The sequence below is a fragment of the Plantactinospora sp. B5E13 genome (assembly GCF_039871775.1).
In the GTDB taxonomy this organism is placed as follows: domain Bacteria; phylum Actinomycetota; class Actinomycetes; order Mycobacteriales; family Micromonosporaceae; genus Plantactinospora.
Window position 1 is genome coordinate 164,245 of record NZ_JBDPLT010000007.1, and the last position, 13,578, is coordinate 177,822.

General features: G+C 73.6%; 14 protein-coding genes. 4 read left to right on the forward strand and 10 right to left on the reverse strand.

Going from position 1 to position 13,578, the window contains the following annotated elements; all coding sequences use genetic code 11:
- Position 1 precedes the first annotated feature (1 nt).
- The 5 genes from ABGB05_RS09270 to eccCa all read right to left on the reverse strand — a co-directional run bounded on the left by ABGB05_RS09270 (position 2) and on the right by eccCa (position 6,577).
- Positions 2–1,219 carry a PPE domain-containing protein gene (locus ABGB05_RS09270; protein ID WP_347652791.1) on the reverse strand — a complete coding sequence of 406 codons (1,218 nt, stop codon included), beginning with the start codon at positions 1,217–1,219 and terminating at the stop codon, positions 2–4.
- Positions 1,220–1,224: 5 nt separating this feature from the next.
- Positions 1,225–1,674 carry a hypothetical protein gene (locus ABGB05_RS09275; RefSeq protein ID WP_347652792.1) on the reverse strand — a complete coding sequence of 150 codons (450 nt, stop codon included), beginning with the start codon at positions 1,672–1,674 and terminating at the stop codon, positions 1,225–1,227.
- A gap of 55 nt (positions 1,675–1,729) precedes the next feature.
- Positions 1,730–2,080, reverse strand: a complete 351-nt coding sequence (locus ABGB05_RS09280) for a hypothetical protein (RefSeq protein WP_347652793.1) — start codon at positions 2,078–2,080, stop codon at positions 1,730–1,732.
- Between the two features lie 27 nt (positions 2,081–2,107).
- The gene (locus tag ABGB05_RS09285; protein WP_347652794.1) at positions 2,108–2,464 is read right to left on the reverse strand and encodes a WXG100 family type VII secretion target; all 357 of its coding nucleotides are present in this window, start codon (positions 2,462–2,464) and stop codon (positions 2,108–2,110) included.
- 105 nt (positions 2,465–2,569) lie between these two features.
- Positions 2,570–6,577, reverse strand: coding sequence for a type VII secretion protein EccCa (gene eccCa / locus ABGB05_RS09290; RefSeq protein ID WP_347652795.1), 4,008 nt, complete (start codon positions 6,575–6,577; stop codon positions 2,570–2,572).
- A 103-nt stretch (positions 6,578–6,680) separates the two neighbouring features.
- Here eccCa and ABGB05_RS09295 point away from each other — a divergent pair, with 103 nt between their 5' ends.
- The 3 genes from ABGB05_RS09295 to eccD are packed head-to-tail and all read left to right on the forward strand — an operon-like array spanning position 6,681 to position 9,035.
- Positions 6,681–7,274 (forward strand): hypothetical protein, encoded by a 594-nt coding sequence (locus ABGB05_RS09295; protein WP_347652796.1) that lies wholly within the window; start codon positions 6,681–6,683, stop codon positions 7,272–7,274.
- A gap of 16 nt (positions 7,275–7,290) precedes the next feature.
- The gene (locus ABGB05_RS09300; RefSeq protein WP_347652797.1) at positions 7,291–7,635 is read left to right on the forward strand and encodes a YbaB/EbfC family nucleoid-associated protein; all 345 of its coding nucleotides are present in this window, start codon (positions 7,291–7,293) and stop codon (positions 7,633–7,635) included.
- Positions 7,632–9,035, forward strand: coding sequence for a type VII secretion integral membrane protein EccD (gene eccD / locus ABGB05_RS09305; RefSeq protein WP_347652798.1), 1,404 nt, complete (start codon positions 7,632–7,634; stop codon positions 9,033–9,035). The genes ABGB05_RS09300 and eccD overlap by 4 nt, the downstream gene beginning before the upstream one ends.
- On the opposite strand, the gene ABGB05_RS09310 is transcribed toward eccD, so the two are convergent.
- The 3 genes from ABGB05_RS09310 to ABGB05_RS09320 are packed head-to-tail and all read right to left on the reverse strand — an operon-like array spanning position 9,005 to position 11,313.
- The gene (locus ABGB05_RS09310) at positions 9,005–10,141 is read right to left on the reverse strand and encodes a glycosyltransferase family 9 protein (RefSeq protein ID WP_347652799.1); all 1,137 of its coding nucleotides are present in this window, start codon (positions 10,139–10,141) and stop codon (positions 9,005–9,007) included. The genes eccD and ABGB05_RS09310 overlap by 31 nt on opposite strands.
- A gap of 22 nt (positions 10,142–10,163) precedes the next feature.
- Positions 10,164–10,748 (reverse strand): Hsp20/alpha crystallin family protein, encoded by a 585-nt coding sequence (locus ABGB05_RS09315; protein WP_347652800.1) that lies wholly within the window; start codon positions 10,746–10,748, stop codon positions 10,164–10,166.
- 58 nt (positions 10,749–10,806) lie between these two features.
- Complete coding sequence (locus ABGB05_RS09320; protein WP_347652869.1) at positions 10,807–11,313, reverse strand: DUF2231 domain-containing protein; 507 nt, start codon at positions 11,311–11,313, stop codon at positions 10,807–10,809.
- A 183-nt stretch (positions 11,314–11,496) separates the two neighbouring features.
- On the opposite strand from ABGB05_RS09320, the gene ABGB05_RS09325 reads away from it, so the two are divergent.
- The gene (locus tag ABGB05_RS09325) at positions 11,497–11,853 is read left to right on the forward strand and encodes a hypothetical protein (RefSeq protein WP_347652801.1); all 357 of its coding nucleotides are present in this window, start codon (positions 11,497–11,499) and stop codon (positions 11,851–11,853) included.
- A gap of 25 nt (positions 11,854–11,878) precedes the next feature.
- On the opposite strand, the gene ABGB05_RS09330 is transcribed toward ABGB05_RS09325, so the two are convergent.
- Together ABGB05_RS09330 and ABGB05_RS09335 are read right to left on the reverse strand one after the other, a co-directional pair.
- Positions 11,879–13,009 carry a sialidase family protein gene (locus ABGB05_RS09330; protein ID WP_347652802.1) on the reverse strand — a complete coding sequence of 377 codons (1,131 nt, stop codon included), beginning with the start codon at positions 13,007–13,009 and terminating at the stop codon, positions 11,879–11,881.
- Entirely contained in the window at positions 13,009–13,512 is a 504-nt protein-coding gene (locus ABGB05_RS09335; RefSeq protein WP_347652803.1) for a sigma-70 family RNA polymerase sigma factor, read from the reverse strand. Before ABGB05_RS09335 ends, ABGB05_RS09330 begins: the two co-directional genes overlap by 1 nt.
- Positions 13,513–13,578 lie beyond the last annotated feature (66 nt).

Here is a 13,578-nt window from a genome sequence, read left to right on the forward strand (position 1 = left end):
GTCAGTACGGGAAGTCCACCGGCGGGTGCGTCTCCTCCGACGGGTCCGCGCCGAGCACCGGCGGGGTGACCACCGCCGACTCGCCCCAGACCTCCTCGGTCTCGGTCAGCCACGGCGGCACCCGGCGGGCACCCGCGTCCCCGCCCGTCGGTGCGAACGGCATCATCGGCATCATGGGCATCATCGGCGTCATGCCGGCGCCCAACCCTGCCGCGCCGGCCGCCGTACGAAACGCCGCGGCCGCCGATCCGGCCGCCGCGCCGGCCCCGGAGAGACCGCCGTGCGCCGTCGGGGCCGGCGCTGCCGGGCCACCACCGCCCCCACCTCCGACCGGAACACCGCCACCACCGCCGATGCCGCCCAGGCTCCGGCCCAGCCCGGCGACGCCGGAGCCGGACGGTGTCGCCCCGGCACCGGCCCGGTCGCCGTCACTCTCCTTCTTCTTCGCCCAGCCGGGTACGGCCGGCGTGGCCCGGTTGCCGAGCCGACCGGCGGCGGCCGCCGCGGCGGCGGCGACCCCGGCGGTGAACATGGCCCCGAAGACCGGCCGCCCGCCGCCCTTCTCTGAGTCCGGTCCACCGGCCACCCCGGCGGCCTCCCCGGGTACTGGCTCACCGCCGGGTCCTCCGGTCTGGTCACCCCCCTCGGGCGGCACCGGGATCCGGTCACCGGCGGCGACGTACTCGACGGCGAGGGCGTTCATCACCGCCACCGCCCTGGCGTGGGCCGCCCCCGCGGCGCGGGCCGCCTGCTCGTACCGGTGCAGTTCGGCGGCGGCGTCGGTCTGGCGCTGCCGCAGCTCGGCGACCTGCGTCACGGAGGTGAACGCGTCCGTCCGCAGTGGCGTCGTGGCCAGCGCCACGGTCACGGTGGAGAGTTCGGGCACCTCGACCGGGGGCGGCATCTGCGCCTTGGCCCGCTTCAGGGCGTCACCCACGTCGTACGCGACGTCGCGCATGGCGAACGCGGCGTCGCCGATCCGCCGCAGTCCGGCGCTCAGGTCGGCGATCATCGTCTGGTACTGCTCGGCGGCCCCGCCCTGCCACTGCTGGCGGAACCGGGCGAGCCGGCGTTCGAGGCTGGTCGCCTGCTCGTGCAGCCGGGCGCCGACACCGTCCCAGGACTCCGCCACCGTGCGCACGGTCGTCTCGTCGCCGTGGTGCAGCATCTGGTAGAGCTGCCCGTGGCTGTACGGCGTGAAGTCGGTCCTCGGTCGCATGCCGGTCAGACCTGCCCCTCCCCGGTGCCCGGACCGCTGAGCGGCGCGGCGAGGCCGGCGATGATCCCGCCCACCGCCGGCACCACGCCGCCCACCCCGTGCACGGTGCCGGTGACGGCGCCGCCGGTCGTGTGGAGCACGCCGCCCACGCTCTGCACGGCGCTGGTCACCCCGGCGTCGTACCGCTGGTAGGCGTCGTTGACCATGGCGGTGACCTCTCTGGCGAAGTCGATCGCGTCCCGCGCCTGGGTGACCAGGTGGTGCAGGTCGGCGACCGCGACGCCATGGTGCTGACCGAGGGACTGCGCCTCGACGAACGCGCCGAGCCGCAGTTCCCGCTCGGTCAGCGCGTCGAGCTGACCGAGCGGCTGCACCATGCCGGCGAGCTGGGTGGCCAGTTCCTCGGCGAATTCGGTCAGCGAACGCAGGTCCACCGCGAAGGAGTCGGCGGCCATGGTTTCCCCTCGTGTCGTAGGCGCCTACACCCGAACCGGGTCAGGTGGGCGTGGCTCAACGATTCGCCCCACCGGCGGCCACCCCGGGCATCTGCCCCCCGAGGGACCTGTCCAGCGCCGCCGCCTGTGCGGCCGCGTTCTGCAGCACACCACCGAGGTTCGTGATGATCTCGCTCATCTCGGCGAGCGTGGCGCGCAGCGCCTCCTCGGCCAGTTGCGCCTCCAGTCCCGACGCGCTGCCCGAGAGGTACCAGGTCTCCCGGACCGGCTGCAACGCGGTGTGCAGCGCCTGAAGTGCCTCGTCGATCGCCTTCGAGTAGGTGAACATGCTGCCGCCGGCGGCGTTGACCGCCTCGAAGCGCATCGCCACGGTGCCGGCCGACGGCACCCCGCCCTGCGTTGTCATCGTCGTTCCGTCCTCTCGACCGGCGGATCAGTTGTTGTTGAGCCCGCTGATGATCGGGCTCTGCACCGCGAGTTGGGCCACCCGCATGATGTCGCTCTGCTGGGTGTTGGAGAGCGCGTCGTGCTCGTTCATGACCTTGTTGAACGCCTCGCCGATCGCGGTGAGCTGTGTCTGGGCCCGCATGATCCGCTCGTTCAGCGCCTGGAAGCTGGTGTCGAAGGCGAGCCGGGCGGCGCCGTTGAAGTTCTGCGCGGACCCGACCAGACCGTTCAGGTCGGCGCTGAGCCGGCCCATCAGACCCCGGATGTTCGTCGCCGTCTCGTCGAACTTGGCGGCAGTGGTCTTGATGACCACCTGGTCGAGCTGGAAACCCTGGTTAGCCATCGATGCTCCTCCTCGTCGTACGCCAGGTTAGGGAAAACCGGAGCACCGCCCCACGGCACTTTTACCCACATCGCCGCTACCCACATCGCCGGAGCCCCGGCCGGGTCACTCGACCGGCGGCGTCCAGCCGACCTGGACCGTCATCGGGCCGGTACGACGGCGGACCAGCACGCCCCGGCCGGGCGGCTGTGTTCCGGGCCGGATGTCGCCGAGCAGCGGCCCCTCGTCGCGGCTGCCGGACATCACCAGTCCCGGTGAGCCGAGTTCCCTGATCCGTTGCAGGATCGGGTCGAACAGCGCCCGGGACGCGCCGCCGCTGCCCCGCGCGATGACCAGGTGCAGACCGATGTCCCGGGCGTGCGGCAGGTACTCCAGCAACGGCCCGAGCGGGTGGGTGAGCCGTCCCGGCACCGCGACCAGCTCGTAGTCGTCGACGATCAGGAACAGTTCTCGCCCGGTCCACCAGTCCCGGCGGCGCAGCCGCTCCGGGGTGACGTCCGGCCCCGGCATCCGCTGCCCCATCGCGGTCGCCACGTCGTTGACCATTTCCGTGAGCACCGGTTCCGAGCCGGCGTAGCCGAGCAGGTGCTCCGGGCCGACCACGTCGAGCAGTCCGCGCCGGTAGTCGACCAGGATGATCCGGGCCTCGGCCGGGGTGTAGCGCCGGGCCACGCCGTGGGCGATCGCCCGGAGCAGCGCCGTCTTGCCGCTCTCCACGTCGGCGAAGGCCAGGAAGTGCGGTTCGCTGTCGAAGTCGAGGCTGACCGGGGCCAGGTCCGCCTCGGCGAGACCGAGCGGCACGGACCGGCCCGGTGCCGCGTACGCCGGGTCGAGTCGCTGCACCGGCACCAGGCGGGGCAGCAGTCGTACCGGTGGGGCGGGCGGGTACGGCCAGGCCTCGAGGACCCGACCGACCAGCTCCAGGGTTCCGGTGCCGAGGGTGGCCGCCCGCGGGTCGCCGTCGATCCGGGGCAGTGCGGAGAGCAGGTGCAGCCCGTCCGGGGTGATCCCGCGTCCCGGCCGGTCGGTCGGCACGTTCTGCGCGGCGCGCCGGTGCAGCATCGAGTCGCCGGGCTCGCCGAGCCGCAGCTCCACCCGGGTGCCGAGGGCGTCCCGCAGCGGGGCGGGCAGGTTCAGCCACCAGGTGGTGGCGACCACCACGTGGATGCCGAAGCCGAGCCCCCGGGTGGCCAGCCGGACGATCTGGTCCTGGAGGTACTCGTACTCCTGCTTGAGGGTGGCCCAGTCGTCGACGACCAGGAAGACGTCCCCGAACTCCCGCCCGTCGGCGCTCTCGGTGAACTCGGCGCGCCGTTGCCGGAAGGTGGCGGCCGAGTCGATGCCGTGCTCGGCGAAGAACTGTTCACGCTCGCCGAGCAGGGTGGCGACCTCGGCGACCATCCGCCGGCACCGCTCGGCGTCCCGGCGTACCGCGTGACCACTGACGTGCGGCAGGCCGGCCACCGGGCCGAGCGCGCCGCCACCCATGTCGAGAAGGAAGAACTGCACCTCGCGCGGGGTGTGGGTGAGGGCGAGCGCGCCGACCAGGCCGCGCAGCAGGGTGCTCTTGCCGCTCTGCGGGGCGCCGATCACCAGGACGTTGCCGCCGGCTCCGGTGAGGTCGAACCAGAGCTGGTCCCGGCGCTGTTCGAACGGCTTGTCCACGATCCCGACCGGGACCACCAGCCCACCGTTGCCGGCCCACCCGGACGGGCAGAGCCCGCGTTCCGGGTCGACCGCCAGCGGGGGCAGGAGCTGGTCGAGGGTCGGCGGTTCGGCCAGCGGCGGCAGCCAGATCTGGTGCGCGGCCGGCCCGGCGCCGGTGAGCCGGGAGAGCATCGCGGCCATCGCGGTCTCGCCGGTGCCGCCGGGAGCCGGCGAGACCGGAGCCCCGGCCGGCAGCGGCGGTACGGGCGGGGCCGGTGGCACCGGCGGGGCCACCGACGCCACCCGGACCAGGGTGAACGGCAGCACCTGCCGGCCCGGTACGGCGGTCGGCGCCAGGCCGCTGACCCGGGGCGGCAGGTCGCCGGAGACGTACGCGCTCTTGAACCGTCGCAGGGTGTCGGTGTCGGTCTTCAGGTACGCCGAGCCGGGCACCGCCGGCAGGTGGTACGCGTCGGGTGCGCCGAGCACCGCCCGGCTCTCCGAGGCGGAGAAGGTCCGCAGCCCGATCCGGTACGACAGGTGCGCCTCCAGCCCGCGCAGCCGGCCCTCCTCCAGCCGCTGCGAGGCGAGCAGCAGGTGCACCGCGAGGCTGCGGCCGAGCCGGCCGATCTGCACGAAGAGGTCGATGAACTCGGGTCGGCTGGTCAGCAGTTCGCTGAACTCGTCGATGATCACCAGGAGGACCGGCAGCGGCGGCAGGTCGGTGCCGGACTCCCGGGCCCGCTGGTAGTCCCGGACCGAGGCGAAGTTGCCGGCGGAGCGGAGCAGTTCCTGCCGGCGGACGAGTTCGCCGTTGATCGCGTCGGCCATCCGGTCGACCAGCGCCAGGTCGTCGGAGAGGTTGGTGATCACCGCGCAGGTGTGCGGCAGTCGGGTCATCCCGGCGAAGGTCGCGCCGCCCTTGAAGTCGATCAGGGCGAGGTTCAGGGTCTCCGAGGAGTGGGTCACCGCCAGCCCGGTGACCAGGGTACGCAGCAGTTCACTCTTGCCGGAGCCGGTGGCCCCGATGACCAGCCCGTGCGGTCCCATCCCGCCCTCGGCCGACTCCTTGAGGTCGAGTTCGACCGGCCGGCCGTACGGGTCGAGGCCGAGCGGCACCCGCAGCCGGTCCCGGGCCGGCCGGGGTCGCCAGGTGAGCGCCGGGTCGGTGTCGCGCGGGTCGCCGAGCCCGAGCAGTACGGCCAGCCCGAAGGTGCTGGACAGCGGGGTCTCCTGGGCCGGCGCGGTGCTGTGGTGGCGGGGTGCCAGGGCCCGGGCCAGGGCTTCGACGCCGGCGGTGTCGAGCCGGTCCGGCCGGCCGAGGAAGCTGAGGCTCGGCCCGGCGGCGGCCTCGACGAGCATGCCGAGCCGCTCCTCGGTCACGTGCAGCAGCAGCGTGTCCGGGACCGGTTCGTCGGGCGGGGCGTCGACGATCTCGACGAGGGTGACGCCGTGCAGGCCGTTCTCCGGGGCGAGCCGGGTGGTGCCGGCGGTCCGCCCGGCGTCGACCACGACCAGCAGGTGCGGCTGGTCGGAGCCCGTCCCGGTCTGCCGGGTGAACGCCGGGCGGGTGCCGAGGTCGGCACCGAACCGTTCGGCGAGTTCGTCGAGGTCGCCGGCGACCAGCCGGACCGGCCCGACGGCGTCGCGGTCGGTGCCGTGTTGGGCGTGCGGCAGCCACTTGGCCCAGTCCCAGTCGGCGACCCGGTCGGCCGCGAGGCAGAACCCGATCCGCAGGTCGGCCGGGGAGTGCAGGGTCGCCGCCTGGGCGAGCAGCGCGCGGACCAGGTCGCGAGTCCGGGTCCGGGTGCCGCTGACGCCGATCCGGGCGAAGCCGCGCAGCGAGATCGCCACCGGCAGGTCGGACACCGTCGAGTACGCCCGGATGAAGTGTCGCAGTGCGGCGGAGGAGACCGGGTCGAGGTCCTCCAGTGGCACGGTCTGCGGCGAACGCAGCGGGGTGGCCAGTCGTTGCGGCCCGACCCCGATCCGTACCTGGCCGAACTCCGGGTCGGAGCGGCGCCGTTCCCAGAGTCGGGGACCGTCGACGAGGGTCCAGAGGTCGGTGGGGTCGAGGTGGTCGAAGCCGAGGGCGGCGCGCTGCCGTTCCGCCACGTCCCGCACCTTGCGGCGCAGCCCGGTGAGGTAGCGCTGGTAGTCCCGGCGCTCCTCGTTGATCTTCGTTTTGGTGGCCTGCCGGCCGCCGGCCAGCGCCATCACGATCATGCCGATCATGACCAGTGCGAACAGCCCGCCGAACAGGTACGTCATCGGCCCGCCGGCCCGTCCGATGTAGACGAACGACATGGCGCCCATGCCGAGCATCATCGGCACCATGAACAGCAGGTGCATCATCGCCTGCGCACTGCCCTTGACCAGGCCGGGCGGCGACTCCAGGACGATCTCGCCGCTCGGCGGTTCCGGGGCGACCACCCGGCGGCCGGCCGGCAGGGACGGGTAACCCATCCCCGCAGTCTGCGGCGGACCCCGCCGGGTCGTGGTGGGTAATTTTGCCGTCGGCCGCATCCCGGGAGCGGCACTACGCTCGCCGGGAAACGGAGGCGGGGCGATGGACACAGGTCAGGTGACGGCGATAATCCAGGCCGGCTTCCTCTTGCTGGCCGAGGCAACGAAAGATGTCACGGGGAATCCGGCGGCGTTGCGGAACCGGGCGACCGAGTGCGACCGGTGCGCCACCCAGATCACCACCGCCGCCGACGACGCCCGGCGGACCGTGACCCAACTGGGCCAGAACTGGTTCGGGCAGGCGTACGCCCGCACCGACCAGGACACCACCAACCTCAACAACCTGCTGGTCAATGTGTTGCGGGTGGCGCTGGAGCAGGAGAGCCGACGGCTGAACGGCGCGGCGGCGGCGCTGACCCAGGCCACCAACCAAGTCCAGCAGCAGCGGCAGAGCTTCGCCCAGCAGGCCAACTCCATCATCCAGACGATGGCCCAGGAGATCGCCCGGGCCCGGGCGATGCCGTCGCCGTGGAACAAGATCATGGTGGTCCTGGCGATCCTGAAGGCGGTCCAGGCGGCCCTCTCGGCCAAACAGCAGGCCCAGTCCGCGTCCGACGCGACGCGTAACCAGCTCAGCAACACCCTGGCCACGCTGTTCACCACCAGCGCGGCCGCCACACCGCTGCCCGTCGGATGAGTTCGGAGGCACGTCGATGAACGGGACACCCGGCGACACCGGACTGCCGGACGAGATCGCGACCACCCTGGCCCGGCTGGAGCAGCAGCGGCACGAGGCGGACCGGATCCGGCAGGCGGTCAGCCAACTGCTCATCAGGGGCGCCTCCCGGGGCAACGAGGTGGTGGTGACCGTACGCGGCACCGGCCGGGTCACCGACGTCTCCTTCGATCCCGCGGTGCTCCGCCGCCACGGTCCGCAGGAGGTGGGGGCGCTGGTCACCGAGGCGGTCAACAACGCCCAGGAGCGACTGGCCAGGACGACCGAGGAACGGTTCGCGCCGCTGATCGCCGCCGCCGACCGGCTGACCCGATCGACGTGAACCCGCCGCCGCCCGGCCCGGCGACCGCACCGGTATCCGGACTACGCCGGGTCACCGTCGTCGCCCCCCGGGCCCGGATGGACGTCGGACTGCCGGTGCACTGCACCCTGGCCGAACTGATCCCGCAACTGGTCCGGCTGGCCCGCGCGGCACCGCAGTCCGGGACGGACGGCACCGGCTGGGTGCTGTCCCGCGTCGGCGGGCCGGCACTGTCACCGGGGCTGACCGTCGCCGCCAGCACCATCGCCGACGGCGAGATCCTGCAGCTGACGTCCCGCCCGAGCTATCAGGCCCCACTGCTCTTCGACGACGTGGTCGACGCGATCGCCAGCGCCGCCCAGAGCCGGCGGGGTGCCTGGCGACCCCGGGTGGGCCGCCGGCTCGGCCTGGTCACGGCCGCGTTGCTGTTGACCGGGGCCACCCTGCTGCTGCTCGCCGGGCTGGCCGGGCGGCCGCAGTCGGCGATCGCCGCCGGGGTGGTCGCGGTGACGCTGCTGCTCGCCGCCGGCGCACTGGCCCGGGCGTACGCCGACGTCGAGTCGGCGGCCGTCTGTTCCGCCGCCGGCCTGGTCGCCGCGCTGGCAGCCGGGGTGACCGCGCTGCCGCCGCACCCCGGCTGGCCGGTCGGGGCCGGCCCCCTCGCCCTCGGCCTGGCCACCCTGACCTTCCACGCCATGCTGACGGTGGCGATCGTGCACCGGCACCCGTTTTTCGTCGGCACGGTCGTCGCCGCCGGGACGGGCACGCTGGTCACCGCCACCGTGCTGCTGCTCGACGTACGGCCGGAGCACGCGGCGGCGGTCGCGGTCGTGGTGCTGACCACGCTCACCACGGTCGCGCCGATCGTCTCGCTGCGGCTGGCCGGGCTGCCGATGCCGACCGTGCCAGAGGACATGGAGTCGTTCCGGGCCGACGAGCGGCCGGCGCTCGGCTCGTCGGTGCTCGACGCGACGTCGACGGCGGCGAACCTGCTGACCGCCCTGGTCAGCGCGCTCGGGGTGGCGGTGGCCGGCTGCGCCGTGGTGCTGCTGCGGGACGGCTCCGCCTGGTCACCGCTGCTGGTGGGTCTGGCCGGGGTGGCCTGGCTGGTGCGCTCCCGGTCGTACGCCGGGGCGGCACAACGGGTCTGCACGGTCGCCGTCGGGCTGCTGATCCTGGCCGGGCTGGGCTGGCGGCTACCGTCGATCCTGGGCCCGAGTTGGCTGTTCGCCACGGCGGCGGTGCTCGGCGCGGCCGGAGCGCTCTGCCTGGTCTACGCCGACCGGGTGGTCCGCAATCGGCACTCCCCGTTCCGCGCCCGCTGGCTGGACATCCTGGAGTACGCCGTACTGATCTCCCTGCTGCCGGTCGCCGCCGCCGTGGTCGGGGTCTATCCGGCGGTACGGGACGCGGCCGGCTGACCGGTCCGCCCGGTGTTGTCCCGGGTCAGGTCGGCCACCGCCGCCAGCACCTCCACCACCGGTACGTCGGTGACGAACGAACTGCGGTGCGGGCAGATCCCGCCGCCGGAGCGGGCCGGATAGATGTCCCGGGAGCAGTCGACGCCGCACTCCGGGCAGTGGATGGTCCACGAGGCGATCGGGCGGTGCCGGCCACGCAGCGGCACCGCACAGTTGATCAGGTTGCCGACCCAGAAGATGCCGACGGTCGGGGTGCCGATCGCGGCGGCGACGTGCACCGGGCCGGTGTCGTTGGAGACCACCACCTGGCAGTCGTGGTAGCAGCCGATCAGCCCGCCCAGTGACAGCTCGCCGACCAGTGGCCGCACCGGCAGCCGGGCCGCCGCCACCACCCGACCGACCACGTCCCGCTCGGCCGGAACGCCGGTGACCAGCACCTCGTACCCCTGGTCGGTGAGCTGGTCGGCGACCTCGGCGAAGCGTTCCGGCGGCCAGCGCCGGCGCGGGTCGCTGGCGCCCGGGTGCAGGGCGACCCGCCGCCGGTCCGGTTCGCCGAGCACCGCCCGGGCCTCGGCCAGGTCCGCGTCGGTGACCGCCAGCCGGGGCACCAGCCCGGCCGGGCTGGCCCCGACCAGGCCGACCACCTCCAGGTAGCGGACGATCTCGGGCTGGTAGTAGACGTACCGGATCCACCGGTCCAGCGGTGGGGCGTCCTCGGCGCGCAGGCCGGCGGTGACCCGGGCGCCGAGCGCGGCGACCAGCGGATTCGAGTTCGCCCCGCCGCCGTGCAGCTGGATGGCGAGGTCGAAGCGCTCCCGCCGGGCGTCGGCGAGGAACCGGTCCATCGAGTCCGGCTCCTCGTCGGGGCCGGCGGTCCGGATACCGGGTGCCGGCGGTACCACCAGTACCCGGTCGACCGGGCCGGGCCGGTCCCGGAGCAGCCGTTCGTGCCAGGGCGCGCCGAGCAGCACCAGTTCGGCGTCCGGATAGCAGGCCCGCAACGCGTCCAGGGCCGGCAGGGCGAAGATGAAGTCGCCGAGCGCGTTGGCCCGGAGTACGGCGATCCGCTCGACGTCGCCGACGATGTCACGCACCGTGCCGATCATCGGGCGGGCACCCGTCGGCGGGTCAACCCGTGAACCGGGGCGCCGGCGTGCCGGCGGCGGTGTTCGGGCGGTGCAGTTCCCGGTCGGCGGCCGGGTCGACCACGGTGGGCGGGGTGCCGGGCCCGGTCGTACCCCGGCCACGCCGGCCCGGGTCGTGGCTCCGGCTGCCGATGGTGATGGTCCGGCGCCCCGGCCGGGGCGCCCGGGGCAGCGTCACGGTGAGCAGGCCGTGGTCCATCACCGCGTCGATCTGGTCGGCGTCGACCGGCTCCGGCAGCCGCACCCGGTGCTCGAAGGAACGCTCACCCGACGCCTCGCCGCTGAGCCCCAGGTCGGCGTTGACCTCGGCCTCGGAGCGGGCCCGGACGCAGAGTTCCCGGTCGTCGAGTTCGAGCGTCACCTCTTCCGGGGCGACGCCGGGCAGCCGGGCGATCACCGTCCAGCCGTCGTCGGCGGGGCGCAGTTCGATGTCGGGGCTGCCGCCCCGGCCCGCCAGTGCGGAGTCGATCAGGCGGCCGAGCTCCGCCCGGAGCGTCTGCAGCCGGTCCTTCGGATCCCAGCCCCGGTCCGTTCCACCCCGTCCCGATTCACGTCCTGACTCAGCCATCCGCCGTGTTACCTCCTCGTCCGGGTCGTGCTCGATCTCCGACGCGCCCCCGCCAGGGTCAGCGGAGGTCGCCGAACTGGCCGTCGGCCGGGTGGGGTCGCAGCGAACTGGGGGCGTTCAGGTCGGCGTCCGGGTCGACTCCGACGCCGAGCCGGTCGACCAGTTCCCCGCCGAACCAGGCGCCGAGCGCGGCACCGGCGATCGCGACCACCTCGATGGCGACCAGGGCGCCGCCGGCGGCCCGGTTGTCGGCGGCCATCCGGACCGCCCAGATCGCCGCGAACAGCAGCAGCACCGCCAGGTTGATGGAGGCGTGCGCGACGCCGACCCGCTTGGCCCGGGTGCCGGAGGGCACGGCCAGCAGGTCCACCGCGCCGGCCGCCGCCGCCAGTACGCCGCCGATCAGACCGACCAGGATGTTCCAGTACGCCAGCTCACCGAGGAAACCCGGCCCACCGGCCACGTCGATCACGTCGAAGATCACCGCGGCCACGAAGAGCGCGATCGGGAACATCACCAGCATCGGATGCACCGGATGTCCCAGCACCTTGGCTCGGCTCTCCATCATGGTCGTCTCCCAGGTTCGGCGGATGTCGACCGCCCGACCTCTCGTCCGGTCGTCCGGCCCGACAGTCCGCGCTCCGACAGTCCGCGCTTCGACACTGTGGGAGGCCGTACCCGATTTGTCCGTCGGTAAACCTCGACCACGTGCTTGACGGGGGGTCGGCGGCGTACCGATCATTGCCGGGTGGCGGCACGGCGGTGGTGGGCGCGGCTCGGGTGGAGCGGTTGGCGACGTGAGCTGGGCTGGCTCCTGATCCTGTCCGGTGCCGTCCTGCTGGTGCTGACGTACGGCCGACTCGCCGGCGCGGCGATGCCGGTGCCCGCCGCCACCGACCAGATACGGGCCGAATGGAGCACCGAGCTGTACGAGGCGGCGCTGATCACGCTGCTCGGCCTGCCGCTCGGGCTGCTGGTTCTCGGCACCGGCGTCTGGCTCAACCTCCGTGGTCGGCGCTCCGGCGCGGCCGGCCGACGCTCCGGCGCCACGGCCGGCGCGCGCACCGCCCGGCGGGTCGTGCGGGCCGCACGCCGGCGCAGGTAGCCTCCACCCCCAGTCGAAGATCGCGTCAGACGCGGCGGGGCACCGCCACCGTCCACCGGCCGTCGACGCTCGTGGCGGTACGTCCGTCCCCGCCCGCCCAGAGCAGGCCGTCGACCTCGCCGAAGTCCGGTGTCCCGGAGACGGTGACGACGTCGCCCTGCTGGAACGTCCGGCCGCCGTCGCTGCTGCGCCACAGCACGAAGTCCCGGTCGCCGGCCCGCCACTCGCAGAGCAGCAGGTAACCGCCGTAGGTCACGGTGCCGACCGCCACGTCCGCCCAGGGCACGGCGTTGGCGGTCCAGCTCCGACCGCCGTCCTCCGTCCGGTGGAGCACCGACCGTCCGTCGCGGCGGCCCAGCAGGTACGCCTCCCGTCCGCTCGCCGGGACCAGGATCGGGTTGTTGTCGAGCACCGGTAGTGCGGCGGTCGGCAGCCAGGTGCGGCCGGCGTCGTCGCTGCGGACCACCTTCGCCTGGGCCGTCGGGTGGACCGCCTCCGGGGCGCCGTGCGGCCCCCACCCCCACAGGGTGCCGTCCGGAGTACGGCGGATCGACCAGAAGCCGAGCAGCGGCAGCGGTGGGCCGATCCGGTAGATCGCCCCGGTGACCGGGTTGACGAACTGGCCCGCCTCGTCGCCCCGCGGTATGAGGTGCGGCGGCAACTCGGCCACGTCGGTGACCTTCTCGGCCTGCTGCTCCCAGCTCTCGCCGGCGTCCCGGCTCAGGTACCGGACGCCTTGCACAACCGCCACGTAGAGGTCGGGGCCGAGCAGCTCGTACGAGGTTGTCGTCGGGGCGCCGCAGGTGCGCCACCGGACCGGTCCCCGCCACGACGACCAGGTGTCACCCGAGTTCCGGGTGACGCTGAACTCGACCGCGCACTGGTTGTACCGCACGGTGACCACGACCTTCCGGCCGAGTACCGCACTCTCGACGAGGACACCCGCGGCGGCGGGCGCGGTCGACGGCAGGTTCCACCAGGTCCGGGCCAGCGGCACGGCGGTCAGGGTCAGGACCATCGCGATGCCGATCGCGCCGGCGGAGACGGCGGCCCGGCGGCGTCGTACCCGACGACCGGCCCGTTCGGCCAGGTCGGTCAGGGGTGGCTGGGTGACCGCCTCGGCCACCGTGGCCGGGTCGAACGGATACCTCGGCATCATGTGCTCCCGGAGCCGACGAGTTCGGCTGGTTCGGCGAGGAGGGCGGCGAGCGCGGTACGCCCCCGGGACAGCCGCGACTTGACGGTGCCGACCGACACGTCGAGGGTCCGGGCGACCTCCTCGACCGGCAGGTCCACCAGGTAGTGCAGGGCGATGGCGTGCCGTTGTCCGGCGGGCAGCTGCCGGAGGGCGGCCATCAGCGCGAGATGTTCGGAGGAGAGGTCCGGGATCACCGGGGGTGGACCGACCCGACGTAACAGGCGGTCCAATGTCCGTCGCCGTCGGTAGCGGGTGTGCGCGAGGTTGAGGGCGACCCGGCGCAGCCACGACTCCGGGTTCTCCAACTGGTCGAAACGCCCGGGCGCGGTCAACGCCCGGACGAACGCCTCCTGCACCACCTCCTGCGCCTCGTTCAGGTCTCCGGTGACGGCGTACAGATGGACGATCAGCCGCCGGAAGCTCGCGGCGTAGACCTCGGCAATCGTGTTCAGCTGCCCCACCAAACGGCCCCTCTCCTCACCCTCTTCCACTATCGAGGGGCGTCGAAGGTTCCGGAGTCCCGCGCG

What these genes read in the sequence shown, in the direction of transcription:
- ABGB05_RS09330 (WP_347652802.1), bottom strand. Translation starts at nt 13,009, where the DNA reads ATGCCGAGGTATCCGTTCGACCCGGCCACGGTGGCCGAGGCGGTCACC.
- ABGB05_RS09270 (WP_347652791.1), bottom strand. Translation starts at nt 1,219, where the DNA reads ATGCGACCGAGGACCGACTTCACGCCGTACAGCCACGGGCAGCTCTAC.
- ABGB05_RS09300 (WP_347652797.1), top strand. Translation starts at nt 7,291, where the DNA reads ATGAACGGGACACCCGGCGACACCGGACTGCCGGACGAGATCGCGACC.
- ABGB05_RS09320 (WP_347652869.1), bottom strand. Translation starts at nt 11,313, where the DNA reads ATGGAGAGCCGAGCCAAGGTGCTGGGACATCCGGTGCATCCGATGCTG.
- ABGB05_RS09295 (WP_347652796.1), top strand. Translation starts at nt 6,681, where the DNA reads ATGGACACAGGTCAGGTGACGGCGATAATCCAGGCCGGCTTCCTCTTG.
- ABGB05_RS09280 (WP_347652793.1), bottom strand. Translation starts at nt 2,080, where the DNA reads ATGACAACGCAGGGCGGGGTGCCGTCGGCCGGCACCGTGGCGATGCGC.
- ABGB05_RS09315 (WP_347652800.1), bottom strand. Translation starts at nt 10,748, where the DNA reads ATGGCTGAGTCAGGACGTGAATCGGGACGGGGTGGAACGGACCGGGGC.
- ABGB05_RS09310 (WP_347652799.1), bottom strand. Translation starts at nt 10,141, where the DNA reads ATGATCGGCACGGTGCGTGACATCGTCGGCGACGTCGAGCGGATCGCC.
- eccCa (WP_347652795.1), bottom strand. Translation starts at nt 6,577, where the DNA reads ATGGGTTACCCGTCCCTGCCGGCCGGCCGCCGGGTGGTCGCCCCGGAA.
- ABGB05_RS09285 (WP_347652794.1), bottom strand. Translation starts at nt 2,464, where the DNA reads ATGGCTAACCAGGGTTTCCAGCTCGACCAGGTGGTCATCAAGACCACT.
- ABGB05_RS09275 (WP_347652792.1), bottom strand. Translation starts at nt 1,674, where the DNA reads ATGGCCGCCGACTCCTTCGCGGTGGACCTGCGTTCGCTGACCGAATTC.